Source organism: Mesorhizobium sp. G2-6-1 (genome assembly GCF_055809095.1).
Genome location: NZ_CM147896.1, coordinates 1,720,072 through 1,743,776, shown reverse-complemented (window position 1 = coordinate 1,743,776; position 23,705 = coordinate 1,720,072). Strand labels below are relative to the sequence as shown.

Annotated in this window: 15 protein-coding genes and 5 pseudogenes; 12 read left to right on the top strand and 8 right to left on the bottom strand. The window is 56.9% G+C overall.

The genetic code is table 11. From position 1 onward, the window contains the following. Positions 1-202 precede the first annotated feature (202 nt). The 3 genes and pseudogenes from AC0L7S_RS08340 (at position 203) to AC0L7S_RS08330 (ending at position 3,849) form a co-directional block, all read left to right on the top strand. A complete protein-coding gene (locus AC0L7S_RS08340) occupies positions 203-1,153 on the top strand; it encodes a TAXI family TRAP transporter solute-binding subunit (RefSeq protein ID WP_473473894.1) in 951 nt (316 codons plus the stop codon). Positions 1,154-1,347: 194 nt separating this feature from the next. Continuing rightward, positions 1,348-3,478 (top strand): annotated as a pseudogene (locus tag AC0L7S_RS08335) (TRAP transporter permease). Further along, positions 3,475-3,849: a DUF1850 domain-containing protein gene (locus AC0L7S_RS08330; RefSeq protein WP_473473893.1), complete on the top strand. Its 375-nt coding sequence runs from the start codon at positions 3,475-3,477 to the stop codon at positions 3,847-3,849. The pseudogene AC0L7S_RS08335 and the gene AC0L7S_RS08330 overlap by 4 nt, the downstream one beginning before the upstream one ends. Positions 3,850-3,857: 8 nt before the next feature. On the opposite strand, the gene AC0L7S_RS08325 is transcribed toward AC0L7S_RS08330, so the two are convergent. From AC0L7S_RS08325 to AC0L7S_RS08300, 6 genes are all read right to left on the bottom strand, one after another. After that, entirely contained in the window at positions 3,858-5,135 is a 1,278-nt protein-coding gene (locus tag AC0L7S_RS08325; protein ID WP_473474231.1) for a PQQ-dependent sugar dehydrogenase, read from the bottom strand. A 193-nt stretch (positions 5,136-5,328) separates the two neighbouring features. Continuing rightward, complete coding sequence (locus AC0L7S_RS08320; RefSeq protein WP_473473892.1) at positions 5,329-5,775, bottom strand: DUF302 domain-containing protein; 447 nt, start codon at positions 5,773-5,775, stop codon at positions 5,329-5,331. Between the two features lie 180 nt (positions 5,776-5,955). After that, complete coding sequence (locus AC0L7S_RS08315; protein WP_473473891.1) at positions 5,956-7,293, bottom strand: flavin monoamine oxidase family protein; 1,338 nt, start codon at positions 7,291-7,293, stop codon at positions 5,956-5,958. Continuing rightward, positions 7,290-8,372 carry an ABC transporter substrate-binding protein gene (locus tag AC0L7S_RS08310; RefSeq protein ID WP_473473890.1) on the bottom strand — a complete coding sequence of 361 codons (1,083 nt, stop codon included), beginning with the start codon at positions 8,370-8,372 and terminating at the stop codon, positions 7,290-7,292. The genes AC0L7S_RS08315 and AC0L7S_RS08310 overlap by 4 nt, the downstream gene beginning before the upstream one ends. Positions 8,373-8,397: 25 nt before the next feature. Then, positions 8,398-9,114, bottom strand: a complete 717-nt coding sequence (betI, locus tag AC0L7S_RS08305; RefSeq protein WP_473473889.1) for a transcriptional regulator BetI — start codon at positions 9,112-9,114, stop codon at positions 8,398-8,400. 6 nt (positions 9,115-9,120) lie between these two features. Next, positions 9,121-9,921: a methyltransferase domain-containing protein gene (locus tag AC0L7S_RS08300; RefSeq protein ID WP_473473888.1), complete on the bottom strand. Its 801-nt coding sequence runs from the start codon at positions 9,919-9,921 to the stop codon at positions 9,121-9,123. Between the two features lie 172 nt (positions 9,922-10,093). Here AC0L7S_RS08300 and AC0L7S_RS08295 point away from each other — a divergent pair. The 4 genes and pseudogenes from AC0L7S_RS08295 (at position 10,094) to AC0L7S_RS08280 (ending at position 14,755) form a co-directional block, all read left to right on the top strand. Next, a pseudogene (locus AC0L7S_RS08295) lies at positions 10,094-11,712 on the top strand (phytoene desaturase family protein). Next, positions 11,699-13,264: a phytoene desaturase family protein gene (locus AC0L7S_RS08290; protein WP_473473887.1), complete on the top strand. Its 1,566-nt coding sequence runs from the start codon at positions 11,699-11,701 to the stop codon at positions 13,262-13,264. Before AC0L7S_RS08295 ends, AC0L7S_RS08290 begins: the two are co-directional and overlap by 14 nt. Position 13,265: 1 nt before the next feature. Continuing rightward, positions 13,266-14,504 carry an aminomethyl transferase family protein gene (locus AC0L7S_RS08285; RefSeq protein WP_473473886.1) on the top strand — a complete coding sequence of 413 codons (1,239 nt, stop codon included), beginning with the start codon at positions 13,266-13,268 and terminating at the stop codon, positions 14,502-14,504. Between the two features lie 2 nt (positions 14,505-14,506). Beyond that, positions 14,507-14,755 (top strand): hypothetical protein, encoded by a 249-nt coding sequence (locus tag AC0L7S_RS08280; RefSeq protein WP_473473885.1) that lies wholly within the window; start codon positions 14,507-14,509, stop codon positions 14,753-14,755. A gap of 6 nt (positions 14,756-14,761) precedes the next feature. Here the strand turns inward: AC0L7S_RS08280 and AC0L7S_RS08275 are convergent, their stop codons facing one another. After that, positions 14,762-15,823, bottom strand: a complete 1,062-nt coding sequence (locus tag AC0L7S_RS08275; RefSeq protein ID WP_473473884.1) for a dipeptidase — start codon at positions 15,821-15,823, stop codon at positions 14,762-14,764. Between the two features lie 226 nt (positions 15,824-16,049). On the opposite strand from AC0L7S_RS08275, the pseudogene AC0L7S_RS08270 reads away from it, so the two are divergent. The 3 genes and pseudogenes from AC0L7S_RS08270 to AC0L7S_RS08260 all read left to right on the top strand — a co-directional run bounded on the left by AC0L7S_RS08270 (position 16,050) and on the right by AC0L7S_RS08260 (position 20,203). Beyond that, positions 16,050-17,563 (top strand): annotated as a pseudogene (locus AC0L7S_RS08270) (malonate--CoA ligase). 238 nt (positions 17,564-17,801) lie between these two features. Then, a pseudogene (locus tag AC0L7S_RS08265) lies at positions 17,802-19,285 on the top strand (SulP family inorganic anion transporter). A 60-nt stretch (positions 19,286-19,345) separates the two neighbouring features. Then, positions 19,346-20,203 carry a universal stress protein gene (locus AC0L7S_RS08260; RefSeq protein ID WP_473473883.1) on the top strand — a complete coding sequence of 286 codons (858 nt, stop codon included), beginning with the start codon at positions 19,346-19,348 and terminating at the stop codon, positions 20,201-20,203. A gap of 14 nt (positions 20,204-20,217) precedes the next feature. On the opposite strand, the pseudogene phaR reads toward AC0L7S_RS08260, so the two are convergent. Next, a pseudogene (gene phaR / locus AC0L7S_RS08255) lies at positions 20,218-20,816 on the bottom strand (polyhydroxyalkanoate synthesis repressor PhaR). A gap of 279 nt (positions 20,817-21,095) precedes the next feature. On the opposite strand from phaR, the gene AC0L7S_RS08250 reads away from it, so the two are divergent. Further along, positions 21,096-22,277 carry an acetyl-CoA C-acetyltransferase gene (locus AC0L7S_RS08250; RefSeq protein WP_473473882.1) on the top strand — a complete coding sequence of 394 codons (1,182 nt, stop codon included), beginning with the start codon at positions 21,096-21,098 and terminating at the stop codon, positions 22,275-22,277. 118 nt (positions 22,278-22,395) lie between these two features. Next, positions 22,396-23,121: an acetoacetyl-CoA reductase gene (gene phbB, locus AC0L7S_RS08245; protein ID WP_473473881.1), complete on the top strand. Its 726-nt coding sequence runs from the start codon at positions 22,396-22,398 to the stop codon at positions 23,119-23,121. Positions 23,122-23,705 lie beyond the last annotated feature (584 nt).

Sequence of the window (23,705 nt, the reverse complement as noted above, 5' to 3'; positions counted from 1 at the left end):
CTGCGGATAAAACTATCGAACAACATAGCTTGCGGCATCGTAAAAACGCAGCCTAACATGCCAATTTGGAGGAACCGGGGTCTGCGCCAATTCTGGCAACCAGAAGTTTCAATTTGTCCGACGACGTATAATATTAATCTAGTACCCATCGGAGGTCTGGTTTTGCAGGCCTGCATGATTCAACAGGGAGGTTCTACTGACCATGAAGATCATCAATCTTGTTGCTGCCGGCGCAATTGCGCTGACAACCGGACTATCCGCTGCATCGGCCCGTGCCGGCGAATTCATCAATGTGCTCACCGGCGGCACTTCCGGCGTGTATTATCCGCTGGGCGTTGCCCTGTCGAAAATCTATGCTGACAATATCGAAGGCGTACGCACGCAGGTGCAATCCACAAAGGCATCGGTCGATAACCTCAACCTGATTCAGCAAGGCAAGGGCGAAATAGCGTTCGCACTCGGTGACTCCGTCAAATCCGCATGGGCCGGAGACGAGGAAGCCGGCTTTCCCAAGAAACTCGACAAGCTACGTGCCATTGCCGCGATTTATCCCAACTACATCCAGATCGTGGCTTCCAAGGATTCAGGCGTCACGAAATTCGCGGATCTGAAAGGCAAGAGCCTTTCCGTTGGTGCGCCCAAATCGGGTACCGAACTCAATGCACGCCGCATTTTTGAAGCCGAGTCAATGAGTTATGACGATCTGGGCCAGGCGCAGTATCTGCCCTTTGGCGAGTCTGTCGAACTCATAAAGAACCGCCAGCTTGACGCCACCTTGCAATCGGCGGGTCTCGGTGTTGCCTCCATCAAGGACCTGGCCGCATCAATGCCGATTACCGTCGTTGCGGTTCCGGCAGAAGTCGCGGAAAAACTCGGCGCGCCGTTCCAGGCCGCAACCATTCCCGCCGGCACTTATGAGGGCCAGACGGAAGATGTGCCGACGCTTGCCATCACCAATATTCTCGTCACCCGCGCCGACATTTCCGACGAGGAAGCCTATCAGATGACGAAACAGCTTTTCGAGCATCTCGACGACATGGTTGCCGCCCATAATGCCGCCAAGGCGATCTCCGCCAAGAACGCGGTCATGGGACTGCCGATCCCGCTCCATCCCGGTGCCGAGCGCTACTACAAGGAACAGGGCTTGCTGTAACCTTGCCTGATAATTGCGATGGTATCGGATTGAACCGCTCCATTTCGGTTCGTCGATACCATCGAATGCAGCGATTTTCCTGAAGGGGAAGGGCGTGGCGCAAAGACAGCGCCAGCTCTTCCTTACGGTGCTCAAGGGTCAGGACTCATTAATGTTGCGCCACCCGTATTGGTTCGTGCAGTTTCGAGGTTTTCATGACCAAAATTGACGATCCCCGCGCTGACAGTACGCCCGGTGGCCCAGATGACAGTAAGGCGCTCAAGCCTGATCTGCACGATCCCACCGGCAACGGATTTCCCGTCACATTCGAAGGGCGTCTTCTTTTCTGGATCGCTGTTGTTTTCTCGCTGTTTCAGATTGCAACGGCCGCCCATATCATCAATCTGCCGAGCCAGATTCTGCGCGCATTCCATATCGGCTTCTTGATGCTGCTGGCCTTTCCCCTTGTCGCCATCGTGCGCGGTGCATCGCCCCCTTCAAGACGATTGCCTGGTTGTTGGCGCTGGCTGGCGTCTCGGTCGCGCTTTACCAATATGTCGAATATCAGCCGCTTATCTTCCGCGCGGGAACGCCCAATACGCTCGACCTGCTGTTTGGCATTGTCGCACTGATCACGGTCTTCATCGCCGCTTATATTATCATGGGCCCGGCGCTGCCGATCATTTCCGGCAGCTTCCTGCTCTACGCATGCTTTGGCGAGTATCTGCCCGCCCCCTTCGACACGCGCGGCTATGACTTCTCGCAGGTGATCGATCAGATGGCCTATGGCACGGAAGGCATATACGGCATTCCGATTTATGTCTCGGCCACCTACATCTTCCTTTTCATCCTGTTCGGTTCCTTTCTCGAACGCGCCGGTATGATCCGGCTGTTCACCGATGTCTCGCTCGGTTTCGTTGGTCACGCTCGCGGCGGTGCGGCCAAGGTCGCCGTCATTGCATCAGGCATGATGGGTACGATTTCGGGCTCCGGCGTTGCCAACGTCGTTACCACCGGCCAATTCACGATCCCCCTGATGAAGCGCTTCGGCTATCGCGCGGCTTTTGCCGGTGGCGTGGAATCGACATCTTCCATGGGCGGCCAACTGATGCCTCCGGTCATGGGTGCTGTTGCCTTCATCATGGCCGAAACAATCGGCATCGAATATTACGAAGTTGTCAAAGCAGCGATCATTCCTGCCGTTCTCTATTTTGCTTCCGCCTTCTGGATGGTTCATCTGGAAGCGGGCAAATACGCCTTGCACGGGTTGCCGAAATCCGAATTGCCCTCTCCGCTCGCCGCCTTCAGGAAGGGGTGGTATCTCATCTTGCCGCTGGCGGTGCTGATATACCTGCTGTTCAGCGGCTACACGCCGCTTTATGCGGGCACGATCGGGCTGGCGCTCACCGTCCTTCTCATTCTCGGCGGTTCGGTGGCGCTCGGCTTTCCCAATGCCGTGCTGCGCGTCATCTTCTGGATTGGCCTTGGGCTTGTAGCGGCGAGTTTTTTCAAGATCGGCATCGGCGCAATTCTGGTTGCCGCCGCAGTTCTCATCATCGCAAATATTTTTGTCGACGGAGGCCGGGAGACACTCGCCGTTTGCCGCGATTCACTCGCAGAAGGTGCCAAAACAGCACTGCCCGTTGGCGTGGCCTGCGCGGTCGTTGGCATCATCATCGGCACCATGACGCTGACCGGCATTGCCACCACCTTTGGCCAGTTTATCGTCTCGGTCGGCAGCACCAGTCTTTTCCTGTCACTCGTCCTCACCATGATAACCTGCATCGTGCTCGGCATGGGCATCCCGACCATCCCCAACTACATCATCACGTCTTCGATAGCCGGACCGGCACTCCTGCATCTTGAGGTGCCACTGCTGGTCACCCATATGTTCGTGTTCTATTTCGGCATCCTCGCCGATCTCACCCCCCAGTCGCCCTGGCCTGTTTTGCGGCAGCACCGATTGCCAAGGAAACAGGTTTCAAGATTTCGTTCGAGGCCATAAAGGTCGCCGCCGCCGGTTTCGTCATCCCCTATATGGCGGTCTATACGCCCGCATTGATGATGCAGGACGGCGGACCACTTGCCGCCGCTATCGGGTTTTGGCCAGCCGTTGCATTTGTCGTGTTCAAGGCGGCGCTGGCGATAGCCTTGTGGGGCGCGGCCGTCATAGGCTTCCTTCGCGCGCGGCTCGTCATCTGGGAGCGATTGCTTGCAACAGCAGCGGCTTTGTCGCTGATCGCAGCGCTTCCCGTGACTGACGAGATCGGCTTTTCGCTGGCCGTCGTGTTCTTCGGTTTGCACTGGTTTCGCACGAAAACGCCGGACGCGACGGCTCGATCATGAGCATTTGCGTCATTGCTGCTGGTAAAACTGTAGTGCTTGCCGCCGCAGCCTTCACATTGTCATGGACCCACTCTGTCGAGAAAATCCGATGGGAAGAACACTGGAAGGTGACGCCGGCTGGATTGATCGTCACCGAGGCGCGCATTGAGGGTTCGGGGGCAGGCATGGACCCGCCCGAAGGCAGTGTTTTTGAAAACGGCCAATGGATTTACCGGCCGAAGCTGCCGCCACTGCCAAGGCTCAATCTTGCTGCCTCAGGCGCGACAGTCGGGGGATGGTCTCTCTGCGCCAAAGGTCTGCCATGTCTGACGCTCGGAGCAAGCGCCAGCGCGCCCATCGTGATCGAGCCCTGTTCGCATGGGCAAGAATAACATGCAGCCTACATCGGTGCGCCGGGAACCACGCGCCATATCTTGTTACCAACATCGTCGGCCACCAGGAGCGCGCCGCTTCGGTCAATGGCAACGCCAACTGGCCGACCATATGCTTTGTCATTGGCACCGATGAACCCGGTCAGGATATCTTGCGGCGGTCCCGAAGGCATACCATCAGTGAATGGTACGAAGATCACCTTGTAGCCGCTGCGCGGCCGGCGGTTCCACGACCCGTGCTGGCCAATGAATGCGCCATCGCGAAAGACGCTCCCAAACCGTTCCGACGTATTGAAGGTAAGCCCCAGAGACCCCGTGTGTGCACCTAGCGCATAGTCCGGCACGCGTGCTTTTTCGACCAGATCGGGGCGTTGCGGTTTCACGCGTTCGTCAACATGTTGTCCGTAATAGCTGTAGGGCCAGCCATAAAACCCGCCATCCTTCACCGTAGTCATGTAGTCGGGCACGAGGTCGCTGCCGATTTCATCGCGCTCGTTGACGACCACCCACAGATCACCGGTTTGCGGGTTCCATGACAGACCGTTGGGATTGCGCAGCCCTGAGGCGAACAATCGCGTGGCGCGGCTTTTCAGATCGATCTCCAGCACCGCCGCGCGGTTCTTTTCGGCATCCATGCCATTTTCACCCACATTGCTGTTGGAACCGACGGTGGCGTAAAGCTTCGTCCCATCAGGCGAAATGATGACGTCTTTCGTCCAGTGATGATTGATGGCACCGGCCGGCAGATCGGCAATCTTTTCGGGCTCTGCTATGATTTGGGTTTCGCCCTCATGATAGGGGAACGCAACAATTGCGTCGGTATTGGCAACATACAGCTTGCCATTTGCAGTGGTCATGCCGAATGGCGAGTTGAGGTTTTCCAGAAATGTCTCACGGGTTTCGGCAACGCCGTCACCATCCTTATCGCGCAGCAGCGTGATGCGATTGGCGCTTGGCACGCCAGCGCCCGCCAAGCCCATCACCAATTCCGTCGCCCAGTTTCGCAAGCTGAAACCTTGTTCGGAATTTGCCGGCTTGTTGCTCTGCGCGACCAGAACATCGCCGTTTGGCAGCACATGCAGCCAGCGTGGATGATCAAGGCCGCCAGCGAACTCATTGACGATCAACCCCTGCGCCGCAATCGGCTTTTCGCCATCAGGCCACGGACTGGCCCTGGCGATATTGACCGTCGGCAACAAGGTTGGGTTGGGTGGCGGGAGTTTCGGGTTCGGCCCATAGCCTTCTTCAACCGCGACGGTTGCAACTTCTCTCGAAAAAATTGCAATGCCGACAACCGCTACGACAATGATCGCAGCGATGGCTCCCAAACCGATCAGGGCTTTCTTCAACGTCAAATATCTCCCATCGCGCCAACACCTGACGCGACCCGAATCGGGGCGAAAGAACCCCCAATCATACCCTTACCAGAAACCGGCCAGAAATTGGCACGCGCAGAGATCGATGCGGCACCCATATTGTCTATTGAATGGCTGCGTCTGTCAGCTTGTTCAGCGCGCCAGTCATGGTGGCAAAGGATTTATCCGCCCCATCAATCGAATATCGTGCTTTCAGTGCTTCGGGCTTTTCATAGCCGATCGATGTTGCTCCATCCACTTCCCAGATCAAAACCCTGATTGGCAGATCAAGGGCCGCGCGCCGGTCCGCCTCGATAATGGGGGTTCCTATCTTGGGATTGCCGAAGATAACCAGAATCGTCGGTTCAAGCTCCGCGCCCACAGCCTTGGCACCTGCGGCATGGTCGACTTTTGCGAAAACCTTAGCACCGGCTTTTTCAACCGCAGCGACCAGAAGGTCTGCGGTTTGCGAAGCCGTGTGAGGACTTTTCTTGACGATCCAATCACCATTCGCCCAACTCGTCCCGGATATCGATAGCAACATCGCCGTCGCAATGATTAGTGTCTTCAAGGCATTTCTCCCATCAATAATGATAGCTCTCACTTGATTGTGCGCTTGAGGCCGTCAACCTTAACCGAATGTGGCTACAATGGTTCAGTCACACTTGTGTGATGCCCGTCATATATGGTCCGCCACCTTCGGTTTCGCTCCGGCATGTATCGGACTGAAAGGGCTTCGGCGGCTCGCCGATCAGACCCTATCTCCAGAAGCCATACCCGGCTTGGCAAGGCGAAGGTCGGCAATGACCTTACGCGCGCCAATGCGCCCGGCGACAAGCGCACCCTCAATATAACCTGGAAACGATGGGGAAAGTTCTGATGAGGCGAAATAGACTGGCGGCGCACCTGCCAGCAAGACCTGCTCGGCATCCATCGCACCCATGTCGAAGATCAGATCGCTATAGGCGCCACCACTCCATGCGTCATTCGTCCAGTCGCGAATCGCGATATCGATGGCCGCACCCGCTTCGGGGCCAAGTGCTGTGACAAGCCGGGCTGTCACTTCATCCTTCAATTCTGTTTCATCAAAACCGCGCCACAGTTCGGCCAAAGGGCCGCCGATGAAAAAGCCAAGCGCTGCGTGTTCGGCATCCTTGCTGACATCGAACGCATAGAGACCGGCCGGATCATGCCACATCACCGTGCCACTCAAGTCTCTGTCACGCCAGAATGCATGAGCATATCGTAGCTGCACTTTGATGACAGAGCCGTTGCGCCAGGTGCCAAGCGCTTTTGCCAGCGGCGCCGGCAAGGCTGGCGAAAACGAGAGCCTTGCCGCCATCATTGGTGGCACGGCGATGATGACGGATCGCGCTTCGATCGCGCAGTCGCCGCTACCTATGCGTACGCCTTGCGCGCTGTGCTCAATGCGTGACACCGGATATTGCAGCCTGATGTTGTCAATGACTTCCGACGCAAGATCCTGCGCAACAGCGTGCATGGTTTCTTCGACAAAATATTGCAGTTCAGTCACTTGATTGTTGATCCGTCGATCATTGTCGATCAGATACCACAAGGGCACACGCTCCAATGACTGACACCAAAGCCCTTCGATCATCGAACGGAAAACCGCTTTGACGGTGTCGGTCTCATCCTGCCGCTTCAACCAGATGCCGACACTCAAGCCAGCGATTGCCGGGTCGCCCGGCTCAATTGCCTTCATCCGCTCACGTAACGCCATCGCCTCGACATAAGTGCGCGCGGATTCCTGCTCCGGCAGAGGCGGCTGTGCAACGACAGCCCCGTCAAGTCTGACTTCGCTCACTGTCTTGCCAAGACGGCGTATGAGGGAAAGGACTTCAGGCATGTCGTCGCACAAGAACTGTCCGCCGTTGTCGATAGATTCACCAAGGCCGTTGGTTCCCGGTTCGACCCTGCCGCCGACGCGCTCACGCGCCTCCAGCAGCAGGAAATCGACACCGGCCTTTTGCAGTTCATGCGCTGCCGACAGACCCGTAAAACCGCCACCTATGATGACGACATCCCTGTATTCGGACTTGTATTCGGACTTGTATTCAGCGTCGCTCAATAGCCAGCCTTGATCTTCTCGAACTCGGCAATCATCTTGAGCTTCAGATCGGTTGGAACCGGCGACTGAAACAACGTCTTGTCGATGAATTTCTCTACGTCGTCATAGCCTTGATCTTTCAAGACAGCCGGGTCGACGCCGGCCATCCCCTTCACGTTGGCCTGGCCATAGCCCCAATCGCCAACAAGTGTCTTGGCCACTTCCGGATCATTGACCGCATTGAAGAAATCATAGGCTTTGTCGAGATTGCCGGGCGCATCCTTGTACAAGACATAGCCGCACACCCAGGTCGAAATGCCTTCGTCCGTATCTTTCTTGGAAACGATGGGGGCACCTGCGGCCATCGATTGCACAGCCGCATCGTTCCAGGCCCACGCCAGATCGACTTCGCCACCGCTCAAGGCTTGGACAATTTCGGTGGTGTCGCTCCAGTAGAGGCGCACATTCTTGTGAACCTTGCGCAAGAAGTCCGACGCCTGCTTGAACTGTTCATCCGTCATCTGAGTCCAGTCTTTGAGGCCGATGGCAAGGCTCGCCAGCGCATAGGCATCATCGACATTGTCGCCTATTGAAACACGATCCTTGAATTTGGGATCGGCAAAGGCTTGCAGCGACTGGACATCTTTTGCGTCAATCTTTTCGGAATTATACGTCAACTGCGTATCGCCCCAGTCCCAGGGCATGAACCATGCCTTGCCGTCTTCGGTGGTGGCGAGATTCTTCATCGCCATAATGCCGGGATTGAGATCCTTCCAGCCCGTGATCCTTGACGTATCGAGCGGTTGAAGCAGTCCGGCTTCGCGCCACTTTTCCACGCTTTGCGAACAGGGGTGGCCGATATCGGCCTTGAAACCGGAGCGGACTTTCTGGAACGCTTCGTCCTCGTCACCGAAGAAAGCGAATGTCGGTGATGCCCCATACTGTTCGACATATTTCGGATGGAAGCTGGGATCTTCATAGCCTGCCCAGTCGAAAACGATCAGGTCGTTGTCGGCAGCTATCGACAGGGCAGCGGCAGAGGTCATCAATGTGCCTGCCAGGGCAAGGGTCAGGGTCAAACGTCGAGTCATTGTCTTCATCGTTCCATCCTCTGTTTTTAGTTGTTTATGAGGTCTCCCGGCTGGCCGCCTCCCGCGGGTAATGGTCCGGGAAGACCGACGACAGGAAATCATTGGCCGAGATGAGCGCAACCTCGCGATTGACGTCTTGCGCGCCCATCATCAGGCGCAACCACAGCCCTTCCAGCAACGCGCTCAGGGCAAGTGCGGTGGCATCAATGTTGAAGTCATAGCCAGCATCGCGCTTGAGAAGCGCGCACAGTTCGACGATCGTTCCCTGATAGGCCTTGTCGCGGGCACCGCTCAGCGCCTGATAAGTTGGACGCGACTTCGCCTCTCCCCAGAACGAGCACCAGGCGGCAAGCTTGCGCTTGTTACATATCGAACGGTCGAAATCGGCTGCCACCAAGGCGCGCAGCCGGGCCGCCGGATTGTCTCCAGCCTTATCGAGTGCGCCGCGCCAATGCGCGGCATATTCGTCGTACATATGCTGCAACGTGGCGACGAGCAGCTTTTCCTTGCTCTCGAAATGGAAGTTGACGATACCGCGCGACAACCCCGCACCATCGGCTACATTGGCCATCGTTGTGTCGGAATAACCGCGCTTGGCCAGGGAATCGATGGTCGCCTCTATAAGTTGCAACCGCCGCGTTTCTTTTGAGGCCTTGCGCCCTCCACGCTTTTCAAAGCCGTCTTTCGTGGCGGGTTGAGCCGCCTGATCGTTTGCCATTGCCGTCTTCATTGGCTTGGTCATCTCCAACATTGCCGGCTATCCAGGTGCGCCGGGTTTCCACCCGCACAAATGAGTGGGACGGTGCTCGCCGCTGTCAAGCACTCTCTGCATGGCTTCCCATGTCCTGATGTTTTTATCGACATAGGCTTGGCCAACGGCGGCTGCGGCGATGTCATAGAGCGGACCCTTCAACCGCTCCAGTTCATGACGCGCAGCCTCCCGATACCAAAGGTTGCGATCATTGACCGCCACATCGACAAAACCGGCACGGCGCATGGCCTCCACATAGCGAGCGGGCGAGGCCATGGCGAAAGAAAGACCTTCGGCGACCAGATAGGCCTTCATCTCTGGCGAAGGCTCTCCATCATGCGAGATCATCCAGTTCGATGCCGCAAAGACACCGCCCGGCTTCAACACGCGAAATATCTGCGCAAACAGCGCGTCCTTGTCTGGCACATGCAACAAGGCATCCTTGGAAAAAACAACGTCGAAAGACCCGTTTTCAAATGGCAATGGCCCGGGTGATGCCTGAACGAATTTCGTACGCTCAGTCAGCCCGCGCCGCCTCGCACGCTCTTGCGCCACGTCGATAACCGGACGCTCGACATCGAAACCCGTCACATGGGCCGCACCGTGCTTTTCCAGCAAATGCATGGAGATGCCGCCAACGCCGCACCCGACATCGAGAACGGACAGCCCTTTTAGGGGAATGGCGTCGACGATCCGGTCAACCTCATCGGGGCCGCCGGGCGACAGATAACCTTCACCCCAAAGTGCTTCGAGGAAGCGAATTGCGGTGTCGTCATATTCCGGTTCTGCCTCGGCAGCGTCGCCCATAGGATCATCAATTTCCAAAACCAAACTTGCGGAAAGCCTAGCGCATAAACAGAAAAACGCAACTTCATTTGTTGAACATTCATTCAAAATGACTGGACAAAAAGATATTTGTCATGCGAAATTCCCGCCGACAGCAGGCGGGTCCCACAGAAATGATGAAGACGTGGCCACGATGAAGACATGGGATGCAATCGTCATTGGCGGCGGCCACAACGGACTGGTCAACGCCTGCTATTTGCAGCGGGCGGGCCTTGATGTTCTGGTCGTCGAAAAGAACGATTGGGTCGGCGGCGCCGCCACCAGTCGCGAACTGACGCCCGGCTTCCTCTATTCCAATTGTTCTTATGTCTGCTCCCTGTTCCGGCCCGAGATCATGCGCGATCTCGAATTGCCTCGTTTCGGGCTGCAAGTGATCTCCTATGAAGGAGGTGCCGTATTGACGCGAGACGGCGACTATCTTGCAAATTACCGCGATCACGATGCGCACCGGCGCGAATTCGCACGTTTTTCGAAACGCGATGCCGAAGCCTATGACCGCTACGCGCGCGACGTGACGCGCCAGTGCCGTTTCATCCAGCCGCTATTGATGCGAACAGCCCCGGACCCAACCAGTCTGCGCCCGCGCGACCTTGGTGAATTGCTTTATCTGGGAAAGAAGTTTGGCGGCCTCACGTCTGAGGAAATGGCACTGACCCTGCGTTTCTGGACAATGTCGATTTCCGATTTTCTCGACGAATATTTCGAGACCGACGTCATCAAGGCGAACTTCGCCATTTCCGGCATCATCGGTACGGCGCTCGGTCCCATGTCGCCGGGCACCGCCTATGTTCTGCTCCATCATTATATGGGCGAAGTTGACGGGTCGGTCGGTGCATGGGGCTATGCGCGTGGCGGCATGGGCTCTGTCACCAAGGCGCTCGCCGCCTCCTTTCAAGCGTCGGGCGGTGTGATCCGCACCGGCGCAGAGGTCGATCACGTCCTGATTCGGAATGGCAAGGCGAAAGGCGTCGTGCTTGCAGGCGGCGACGAAATTCAGGGCAAGCTGGTCATCTCCAATGCCGATGTGAAGCGGACTTTCCTGAAACTGGTCGAGGAAAAGGAACTGCCCGACATATTCCTCAGGCGGGTGAAGAATTTCAAGATTCGCGGCTCATCCGGCAAAGTCAACATTGCGCTGGATTCACTGCCCGAATTCCCCGCGCTGCCGAAGGATTCGCCATGCTACCGTGGCGATTTGCATTTCACCGACTCGATGGAGCGCATGGAACGCGCCTATGACGACTGGAAGGCAGGCCACTGGTCCGTCGATCCATTTCTCGACATGATGATCCCGACGACGGCCGACCCGACGATGGCACCCCCGGCAAGCACTTCATGAGTTGCTTTGTGCAATATGCCCCGCCCAGGATTGCCGGGCGCGAATGGACAGATGCTGACCGTGACGGTTTCGCGCAATCGGTTGTCTCGCAGATCGCGGACTATTCACCAGGATTTCGGGATCGCATCGTCCACATGGAGGTTCGCACGCCACGCGAAATCGAGGCTGAAGTGGGGTTGACCGAAGGCAACATCTTCCAGGGCGAATTGACCTTCGACCAACTTCTGTTCAATCGCCCCGTTCCCGGCTACGCGCAATATCGCTCGCCGGTCGGCGGGCTTTATATATGCGGCTCCTCAACCCATCCGGGCGGCGGCGTGATGGGCGCTCCCGGCCGCAATGCCGCAGCCGAAATCCTGCGAGATCTTGCAAAGCCGAACCAGCATATGAGCCCGGCCCATGACATCATTTGATACAATAGTCATAGGCGCTGGCCACAATGGCCTTGTCGCAGCCGCCACGCTGGCCAAAAGCGGGCGAAAGGTGCTCGTTCTCGAAGCCGCCGATACCATTGGCGGTGCGGCCCGCACAGAAACATTCGCGCCGGGTTTTCGTGTCTCATCCATCGCCCATGTGCTGAACCGCCTGCATCCCGAAGTCGTGGCAAGCCTTGAACTTCACAAGCATGGGCTGGATGTGACGTTGGCCACATTTGCCTCATCGGTCGCGCTTTCGATGCAGGGCGAACCGCTTGTATTGAACGGTGCCTATGGTGACACCCTTGTTGGTGCAAGCGCGTCTGAACAGGCAGCATGGCGCGACCTGCGCGCTCAATTGTTGCGTTACGCAGGCATATTGAAGCCGCTTCTCGCACGCCGCCCGCCTGATCTCGGTGGCATGTCGCTTGGCGAAACCGCGGCACTGGGCAAAACAGCTTTGGCACTGAAGCGATTGGGCAAGGAAGACATGCGCGATTTTCTGCGCGTGTTGCTGATGAATGTCGCGGACCTTTTGGATGAGCAATTGGAAGACGACAGGCTCAAAGGCCTGCTGGCGTTCGATGCGGTGCTAGGTTCACATCTCGGCCCGCGTTCACCGACCTCCTTGCTCGGGCTTTATTATCGCCTTGCCGGTGAAACGGGAGGCGAATGCGGCGCACAGCTATTGCCGCAAGGCGGCATGGGCGCGGTCATTGCGGCCATCGGCAGGGCAGCGGAAAATGCTGGCGTCGTCATCCGCACATCCACCTCGGTCACCAAAATTCTGGTCGAGAACGGGCGTGCCACCGGAATTGTTCTCGATAATGGCGAAGAATTTCGCGCGGGAACGATCGTCTCAGCAATCAACCCGGCGACAACCTTCCTCGATCTCGTCGGCGCACGCGAAATCGACACCGGTTTCGTGCGCAAGCTGACCAATATCCGCATGAAGGGCGACGCCGCCAAACTGCATCTCGCCCTTGACAGACCGCCCGAATTTACCAGTGTCGATGCCGCTGGTCTGAAAGGACGTCTCGTCATCGCACCTTCGCCGGATCATGTGGAACGTGCCTTCAATCCTGCGAAATATGGCGCATTTTCTCCCGAACCGGTGATGGAAATAACCCTGCCCTCACTGTCCGACCCCACGCTTGCACCTGATGGTGCCTGCGTCCTGTCAGCGATCATCCAATATGCTCCTTATGCGTTGAAGCAAGGATGGGACAAAGGCAAACCGGCGTTCCTCAAGGCAATCATGACGCAACTTGAAGCTTATGCGCCTGGCATTGGAAAGAGCATGCGCCATGCCGAGCTTTTGACGCCCGCAGACATCGAGGCGCGCTATCGAATGCCCGGCGGTCATTGGCATCATGGTGAACTGCAAGCCGACCAGATGTTGATGTCGCGCCCCATATCGGGTTGCGCAGGCTACGACACACCAATCGACAGGCTCTTTCTGGCCGGCGCGGGCTCGCATCCCGGTGGCGGCGTTTCGGGTGTGCCGGGGTTGAATGCGGCACGCCGGATAGTGGCAATGAGGTCCTGAGATGAGCCCCAACAATGCCAACAACTCATCCGCCACGGCTCGCATTGGGGCGCAAGCGCATTTTCGCACATGGCGACTGGAAACACCGTTTCAACCACGCCTGGATGCATTAGCCAGAACCAGTGATTGGTATTCCTGGGCTGGTTACCGGGCACCGCATTCATTGTGGGATGAAGAGCTGGAATATTTTGCCATTCGCAGCCAGTCGGCCCTGTTCGACATTTCACCGATGACGAAATACCGGATCGAGGGACCAGAGGCCGAGGCATTCCTCAACCGCGTTACCTTGCGCGACGTGAGAAAATTGAACACGGGGCGCGTTCACTACACCGCGTGGTGCGACGATCAGGGGTTTGTACTCGACGACGGCACCCTGTTTCGCCTCTCGGCCACACGCTTCCGGCTGTGTTCGCAGGAGCGCCACCTGCCTTGGCTGCTCGACAGCGCAATCGGCTTCGATGTCATGGTTGAGGAAGAAACGGAAGAAGTGGCGGCGCTGGCGTTGCAAGGCCCGACATCATGCGCCGTACTACGCGAGGCCGGGTTTGCCGGTATCGACAAGCTGAAGATATTCGATCTCGCTGAATTCGAACACGAAGGCGGCAAAGTGACCGTCTCGCGCACCGGCTTTACCGGCGATCTCGGCTACGAATTGTTCGTCGGGCGCAAGCACGCGCTCAGCCTATGGGATCGATTGATAACGGCAGGCCAATTGCGCGGTATCCGCGCCATCGGCTATGCGGCGCTCGACCGCGCGCGGCTGGAAGCCGGTCTCATCGTCGCCAACGCGGATTTCATCGCCGCCGAACATGCGCTGCGCGCCAACCGTTTGCGTATGCCCGACGAGATCGGGCTGGGTTTCATGATCGATCCTGAAAAACCTCACTTCAATGGACGGCGCGCCATCATTGAGGCGCGCGAAAGCAAAACCTTGCGTCACATATTGGTTGGGCTTGAAATCGAGGGCAATATCCCGGCCGAACACGCAATCGTCTACCACAAGAAGCACCGTGAAGTCGGGCTGGTCAGTGCGGCAATGTGGTCGCCAATGGCAAAGCGCAACATCGCCATTGCATCAATGGCGCGTCCCTTTGGCGATACGCTTGTTGATGATCTGTGGGTCGAGATTTACGCCTTGCGCGAACTGCAATATCAAAAACTGATGAAACGCGCCAAGGTCGTGGCGCGGCCCTTCATCAAATTGGACCGGCGCACCGCCACCCCGCCAGCGGACTTTTGACAATGGCCGGTGAAAGCGATCCGGAAATTGCGGAGCAATGGGCGCTGGTCAACACGGCCCTTGGCGAACCGTGGTCCGGTCGAACGCGCTATGCGGCGGCAATGTATTTCCACAAGCGCGGCGAGATGAACGCCGAAACGCTGGAAGTCTACCGCATATGCGCAAGGCTCGACGCCGCCGACCCGCTGCCGATCATCCGCGACCGTGGTATCGGAGAGGAATGGCTACAGCGCATGGCATTTCGTGAGTGATCCGTTCTATCCGATCGTTCGTTCAAGCATCGAGACCCAGTTCTTCCAGGCAATCTTCTCTATCAATTCGCGCCCGTAGCCATGTGCGTCAAATGCCTCGATCAGTCGGGGCAGGCCAGCCACATCGCCAATCACCGAAGGAACGATTGCACCATCGAAATCCGAACCCAACCCGACACCATCCTCGCCGAGAGCCTCCAGCAGCTCATCAACATGGCGAACCATCACATCAAGCCCGGTATTGGCGTTCATCCTTCCGTCTTCGCGCAGGAAACCCGTCGCGAAATTCAGGCCAACCATGCCGCCCGTTTCGCGGATCGCCCCTAATTGCCAGTCGGTCAGATTGCGCGCATGCGGGCATACGGAGTGGGCATTGGAATGTGTCGCCACCAGCGGCGCATCGCTGAGTGCCGCAACATCGCGAAAACCTTTTTCATTGAGATGCGACAGGTCGATCATGATCTTCAGCTCGTTGCAGGCTTTGACCAATGCCTTGCCGGCATCGCTCAAGCCGGGGCCCGTATCGGGTGAGGAGGGGAATAAAAACGGCACGCCGTGCCCGAAGGCATTGGGACGGCTCCAGACGATGCCAAGCGAACGCAAACCGGCGGCGTGGAGAACATCCAGCATCGCAAGGTCTGGATCGATGGCTTCCGCACCCTCGATATGAAAGACGGCGGCAAGGACATCGCGCTTCATCGCGCCACGTATATCATTGGCGCTGCGGCATATATCAAGCGCCCCGGCCCGCTCCAGCCGAAACAGGATCGACGCCATGCCGATGGTCGAAGCGAGCGCCTCGGACCGGCCAAGTTCCGGCGATCTTGGCTCCTCATCGCCCAATGCCGACGGCGACGCCTTTTGCCTGTTTCTTTCAACCGGCGGCGGAAAGATGGCAAACATTCCCCCGGCAAAGCCGCCGCGTTTGGCGCGCGGCAAATCTATATGCCAGTTTGGCGGGGCTCCTTCGACAAACAGGCTTTCCTTATCCAACTCGCCAGAATGATAGAGTTTGAGAAGCGTGTCATTGTGGCCGTCGAATATCGGGAGTGGAGCCTGTGATGCCATGAAAAACCATTCTAAAATGCGGCAGCTTTGTCACGCCCGATTGAGCGCACAAAGAATGTCTTGGTAACAATCGCTGGCGAAGTTTATCGCGCCAGCACACAAACGTAACCCCGCTTTCCCGCAGAGGTTCATATAAATCAGCGCAGCGATGTTTACGCTTGTGCCTATTCCTGCAAAATACCCCAATTCGCAATTCCAGCAGCAACAGCATACCGGGCACCTGCCAATGCCGAACACCCTCTACGACGCGCTTTTCCTGCCCCATGAGCACAGCGCAAGACCTTTCCTCATTCTCAAGGATGGCAGCGAAGTCAGCTATGAGGATTTCCTGCGTATGGCAGCCCGTTTCGCAAATGCTCTTTCGAGTTGCGGCATAACGGCTGGAGACCGTGTTGCATTGCAGGCTAAAAAGTCGGTCGAAGCGCTGGCGGTTTATACCGCATGCGTCAAAACCGGTGCGGTCTTCCTGCCGCTCAACACCGCCTATACGCCAGCCGAGGTCGAATACTTCATCAACGATGCCGAAGCAAAGCTGCTGATCTGCGATGACGCCAATAAAGCAGCACTTGAGTCCGTTACTGCGAAGACCGGCACCAGCCTGCTCACCTTGAATGCCGACGGTTCAGGCAGTCTTTCTGCCCGAGCGGCAAACCACCCGGAAATATCCGCGCCCGCCGAGCGCGCGCCCGACGATCTTGCCGCCTTCCTCTACACGTCCGGTACGACAGGGCGCTCCAAGGGGCCATGCTCACGCATGACAATCTCCTTTCCAACGCCGAGACATTGGTCGAAGCCTGGCGCTTCACCGCAACAGACGTGCTTTTGCATGCGCTGCCGATCTTTCACACGCATGGCTTGTTCGTAGCGTCCAACACCATCCTTCTTTGCGGCGCTGCCATGATCTATCTGCCCGGTTTCAATGTCGACGATCTCATTGCCAATATGCCCCGCGCCACCACCATGATGGGCGTACCGACCTTCTACACCCGCCTGCTTGCCGATCCGCGTTTTCAGCACGCACTGGCCGCGCATATGCGTCTGTTTGTGTCCGGCAGCGCACCATTGTTGGCCGACACACATCGCGATTTCGAGGAACGCTGCGGCCACCGCATACTCGAACGCTATGGTATGACCGAAACCAATATGAACACGTCAAACCCCTATGATGGAGAACGCCGCGCCGGCACGGTCGGCCAACCGCTGAAAGGGGTAAGCATTCGCATTTGCGATCCCGATACCGCAACCCCGGTAGCGCCAGGCACGGTTGGCGTCATCGAGGTCAAAGGCCGCAATGTCTTCAAAGGCTATTGGAAAATGCCGGAAAAAACAGCGCAGGAATTCCGCGCCGATGGCTATTTCATATCCGGCGATCTCGCTACCGTCGATGGCGAGGGATATATTTCCATTGTCGGACGCGCCAAGGATCTCATCATTTCCGGCGGCTACAACATCTATCCCAAGGAAGTCGAACTGCTACTGGACGAACAGCCGGGCATTGTTGAATCTGCCGTCATCGGCGTGCCGCATGCCGATCTTGGTGAAGGCATCGTCGGCCTCGTCGTTCCGGCTGCGGGCGCGAAAATCGATGAGGCCGAGCTGATTGGCGCGATCTCTGAAAGACTTGCACGGTTCAAACAACCCCGCCGCCTCTTTGTCATCGACGAACTGCCGCGCAATGCCATGGGCAAAGTGCAAAAGGCGGCACTGCGAGAAAAATACAAGAACGTTTTCACTGGTTAGACACGCCGCACGCCCTAAACCGCAAGGCTCTCACCCGGAAAATGGCTGGGCGCAAGGAAATGGCAGCGAAACAAAGGCTTCTGTTGCAATGCGCCATAAACTCACCCTATAGAGTGTCTTTGATCGACCCCGGCGAGCATTGCATCGTCTCCACGGGCGTCGGGCATTCGCAGCCGCCAACGATATTCTTGACGAGGCCGCCCAAAGAGGCGGCCATTGCTTTTCAAACGGATTCTACATGCTTTCACTAAATGCCTACCGCGCCCAGTGGTTCGGCAACATTCGTGGCGATGTTCTCGCTGGTTTGGTCGTCGCCCTTGCCCTGATCCCGGAAGCCATCGCGTTTTCCATCATCGCGGGCGTCGATCCCAAGATTGGCCTCTATGCCTCCTTTTCGATTGCCGTGGTTGTGGCAATCACCGGTGGGCGGCCCGGCATGATTTCGGCGGCAACCGCAGCCACGGCTGTCTTGATGGTAACGCTGGTCAAGGACCACGGGCTTCAATATCTGCTGGCTGCAACTGTCCTTGCCGGCCTCATCCAGATCGGTGCCGGCCTGCTTCGGCTGGGCTATGTCATGCGCTTCGTATCGCGCTCGGTGATGACCGGCTTCGTCAATGCGCTGGCCATTCTCATCTTCATGGCTCAATTGCCCGAACTCATCGGCGTGCCGTGGCTCACCTATGTCATGGTCGCAGCCGGACTTGCCATCATCTACCTGTTGCCATTGGCAACGAAGGCCATTCCTTCGCCACTCATTTGCATCCTCGTTTTGACATCCGCCGCGATATATTTCGGCTTCGACGTCAGAACCGTTGGCGACATGGGCGAACTACCTTCGACCCTGCCCATCTTCCTGATCCCTCAGATCCCGCTGACTTTTGAAACCTTCATGATCATTTTGCCCTATTCGGCAGCCGTTGCAGCCGTCGGGCTGCTTGAATCGCTGATGACTGCGTCAATCATCGACGATCTGACCGACACACCAAGCGACAAGAGCCAGGAGTGCATCGGGCAGGGCATTGCCAATACGGCGACCGGTTTCATTGGTGGCATGGCAGGCTGCGCCATGATCGGTCAGTCGATGATCAATGTGAAGTCTGGCGGCAGGGGCCGTCTCTCCACTTTCTGCGCAGGTGTTTTCCTGCTGTTCATGATCGTCGTTCTCGGCGATTGGGTGAAACAGATACCCATGGCCGCGCTCGTCGCCATCATGATCATGGTGTCGATCGGAACATTCTCATGGTCGTCAATCAAGAACCTCAGGCACCACCCCGCAGTTCGTCAGCCGTCATGCTGGCAACCGTTGTCAGTGTCGTACTCACGCATAATCTGGCCATCGGCGTTATCGCCGGCGTTCTCCTGTCCGGCATCTTCTTTGCCTGGAAAATCGCGCAGATATTCCGTGTTACCTCAATCTTGTCGGGCGATGGAACAAGCCGAACCTACATTGTCGAAGGTCAAGTCTTTTTCGCCTCTGCCGACGATTTCACCGCTGCCTTCGATTTCAAGGAAGCGTTGGAAACAGTTACGATTGATGTCAGTCGCGCGCATATCTGGGATATTTCCAGCGTTGCCGCGCTCGACATGATTGTGCTCAAATTCCGCCGCGAAGGCGCAGTTGTAGATATCATAGGGTTGAACGAAGCGAGCGAAACAATCGTCGACAGGCTGGCCCTTCACGACAAGCCCGGCGCACTCGAAAGCCTGATCGGGCATTAATCGACCGTAGCGCTTGGCCGCCTGAACTGAAATCGAACCCGCTTCCAGAGGGGGAGGACTATGTCAAAACTGATCGCGCTGGTAGACGGCTCCATTTATTCACGCAGCGTCTGCGACCACGCAGCCTGGATCGCCAGGCGAACCGGCTTGTCGGTCGAGATTTACCACGTGCTCGGACGCCGCGAGACCGGCAGCAGTGCACCGGTCGATCTCAGCGGCAGCATAGCGCTTGGCGCACGCACCACGCTTCTGGCCGAGTTGAGCGCGCTTGATGAACAGCGCGCCAAACTTGCGCAAAAGCGCGGACGTGCAATTCTCGAAGACGCGAAAGCGGCAATCGAGAGTTCAGGCATTTCCGATGTTACTGTCAAATTGCGAAATGGCGATCTTGTCGAAACGATTACCGATATCGACATTGACGCCGATCTGGTGGTGATCGGCAAGCGCGGTGAAGGCGCTGACTTTGCCAAGGGCCATCTTGGCTCCAATCTGGAGCGCATAGCGCGTTCGAGCCATAGGCCGATCTTCGTCGCATCACGCGCGCTGAAGCCGATCGAGAATTTTCTGATCGCCTTCGATGGTGGCGTAAGCAGCATGAAAGCGGTCAACCACGTCGCACAAAATCAGCTATTCAAGGGCCTGTCCTGCCAGCTCTTGATGGTTGGATCGGACACGCCAGCCGCCCAGGAGCGCATTAAAGCGGCGGAAGCTATACTCACGGCTGGCGGTTTGTCCGTCAAAGCCGACATTCGCTCAGGTCAGGCAAGCACTGTCATAGCCCAGACCGTCGAGAGCGAGCATATCAATCTGTTGGTCATGGGCGCTTACGGGCACTCGCACATCCGCAATCTTGTCATCGGCTCAACGACAGCCGAGATGATCCGCAGTTGCCCGGTGCCGGTCATGCTGTTTCACTGAATTTAAGGTCAGCCTCAGGACATCTTGTCGAGTTTTTGCTGCATGGCAGCAATCTGGTCCTTCAATTCGCGAAGATCGTCAGGCGCCTCCGCAGCCGATTGCTCCGCGGGCTGCTCAGCGGATGTTGGCCCTTCTTGCGGAAACGGCGTGAACAACCGCATGGCGTTCTGGAACATTTCCATATTGCGCCGGGTCTGGTCTTCCAGCGCCTTCATCGGCGGTGGCATTTTCATCATATCCATCGGCGTTTTACCGAGCGTACCCTTCATCTGCTCCCTGAACCGTTCCTGTTCCTTGGAAAAGGCAGCCATGGATTGCTCCAGAAAGCTTGGCACGATCGTCTGCATCTGGTCGCCGTAAAACGCGATCAGTTGGCGAAGGAATGATATGGGCAACATATTTTGCCCATCCTTGTTTTCCAGTTCGAAAATGATCTGGGTCAGGACGGGATGGGTGATATCCTCGCCGGATTTGGCATCCTGAACGGTGAACTCTTCGCCCTCTTGACCATCTCCGCGAGGTCTTCGAGCGTCACATATGTGCTCGTACCTGTGTTGTAGAGCCGTCGGTTGGCGTATTTCTTGATCACCACCGGCTTGTCTTTTGCGGCCATAAGCATCCTCCCGCATATTCCGGCGTGCTGGATAACCAGCCGGCAACGCTCGCGCATCGTTTTCCAAGGATATGCGCAAAACTGTCATGATTCCAAGCGATTTGTGCAGTGCGGGAGCCAACACGGTCGTTTCCATGCTGCAAAAATGCTGCGCAGCATAAATTTACCGACACCGCGACGAAAAGGCGGCGATCCATTTCCGGTTTGACTCGAGACCGGGAAAGGGCAAGAAAAGTCATCAACGATCTCAGAACCCGCTCTCGAAGTCTGGAGAAAAATATGTCCAATACCATCGTCGTCGCCAGTGCCGCACGCACAGCCGTCGGATCATTCAACGGGGCATTTGCCAATACGCCCGCTCATGAACTTGGGGCAACGGCAATCAAGGAAGTACTAAGCCGCGCAGGCGTCGAGGCTAACGAGGTCGATGAAGTCATTCTCGGCCAGATCCTGACCGCTGCTCAGGGGCAGAACCCGGCGCGTCAGGCGGCCATGGCAGCCGGCATCCCGCAAGAGGCTACCGCCTGGGGTCTGAACCAGCTTTGTGGCTCCGGGCTCAGGACAATTGCAATCGGCATGCAGCAGATCGCGCAGGGCGACGCCAAGATCATTGTTGCCGGTGGTCAGGAATCGATGTCGATGGCACCCCATGCCCAGCATTTGCGCGGTGGCGTCAAAATGGGAGATTTCAAGCTGATCGACACGATGATCAAGGATGGCCTGACCGATGCATTTTATGGCTATCACATGGGCAACACGGCCGAAAATGTCGCCCGCCAGTGGCAATTGACCCGCGAAGATCAGGACAAATTCGCGGTCGCATCGCAAAACAAGGCCGAAGCTGCACAAAAGGCCGGCAAGTTCACGGACGAAATCGTTCCTTTCACGGTCAAGGGCCGCAAGGGTGACACCATTGTCGATCAGGACGAATATATCCGTCACGGTGCCACCATTGACAGCATGACAAAGCTGAGGCCCGCCTTCGACAAGGAAGGCACGGTGACAGCTGGCAATGCATCGGGCATCAATGACGGCGCGGCCGCCGTGGTGCTGATGACGGAAGAAGAAGCGGTGCGTCGCGGGCTTACGCCGCTGGTGCGCATTGTTTCCTGGGCAACTGCCGGTGTCGATCCGCAAATCATGGGAACCGGCCCTATCCCGGCTTCACGCAAGGCATTGGAAAAAGCCGGCTGGTCCGTTGGCGATCTCGATCTCATCGAAGCCAATGAGGCGTTCGCCGCGCAGGCCTGCGCGGTCAACAAGGATATGGGCTGGGACCCGTCAATCGTAAACGTCAATGGCGGTGCCATTGCCATCGGCCACCCGGTTGGCGCATCCGGCGCGCGCATCTTCAATACGCTGGTCTTCGAAATGAAGCGCCGGGGTTCAAAGAAGGGCCTTGCTACCTTGTGTATTGGCGGCGGCATGGGCGTGGCCATGTGTGTCGAAGCGATGAACTGAAAGTGCGGCAGGCGGAGCGTGGTGAAAAGACAATAAGAAAACAGGCTGACGGGAGGAATCTCGTCCGGTCAATTGCCGCGCCCGGTTCGTCTCTCGATTAAAAAATGGAGGAGTTTGAATGAGCAAGGTCGCAATCGTAACGGGTGGCACGCGCGGCATAGGCGCGGCCATCTCGCTTGGCTTGAAAAACGCAGGCTACAAGGTTGCCGCAAATTACGCGGGCAACGATGAAGCCGCCCAGAAATTCAAGGCCGAGACGGGCATTCCTGTCTACAAATGGTCGGTGGCCGACTACGAAGCCTGTGCCGCCGGGATCAAGCAGGTGGAGACCGATCTCGGTCCGGTATCTGTCCTTATCAACAATGCCGGCATCACCCGTGACGCCATGTTCCACAAAATGACGCCGCAGCAATGGAACGAGGTGATCGGCACCAACCTCAATGGCGTCTTCAACATGACGCACCCGGTATGGGGCGGCATGCGCGACCGAAAATTCGGGCGTGTCATCACCATTTCTTCCATCAATGGCCAAAAAGGACAGGCAGGCCAGGTCAATTATTCTGCCTCAAAGGCCGGAGACATCGGCTTTTCCAAAGCCCTTGCCCAGGAAGGCGCGCGCGCAGGCATTACCGTCAATGTCATCTGCCCGGGCTATATCGCCACCGAAATGGTCAAGGCCATCGACGAGAAGGTTTTGAATGAACGCATCATTCCACAAATTCCAGTAGGTCGCCTGGGCGAGCCGGAGGAAATTGCGCGGTGTGTTGTCTTCCTCGCGTCCGAAGATGCCGGTTTCATCACCGGATCAACCATAACGGCGAATGGCGGCCAATACTTCGCCTGAAGCAAGCCAGGACCTAACAAGGTGCTAATTTGTGAGAAGCGGTCCGGCAATCCGGATCGCTTCTTTTCATCACATGTCCCGATCCGGGCCAGAATGCTTAACAGTCATCATATTCGCCGATAATTATGGCGCGCCAAACTGTGGATAGTCAGTGGAAAACATGTTCACAACACCACATGTTGCGGTGAACAAATCATGAACTCTCTCGAATCGCTGATTCGTAGCCGTTTCGTTCTGGCTTTGATCGAAAGGTTAATCGCAAACGCGTGCCAACCCACGCAACTATTAACATGAATTAAGAAAGACTAATGATCTCATAATGTTATGCATAAGCTGCGTGACCACGCCGAGCTTGAAGCAGGCACCGGCCAGCAAAGGTTAACCTTCGAGGCTACAAAACCCGTTCTCATCATTTTCACGATTCAGCATCTGGTACAGGTGCAAATTGAACGCCCCACATCTAGCCGTGAACAAACCCTGAATCTGGTCAGGTAAGCGATTCGTAGCCGATTCGTTCCAGTCTCGTTCCAAATGTTAATTTCTGCCGGGATGGGTCCGTTTTCTGGCCGTCTTGGGCGAATTGC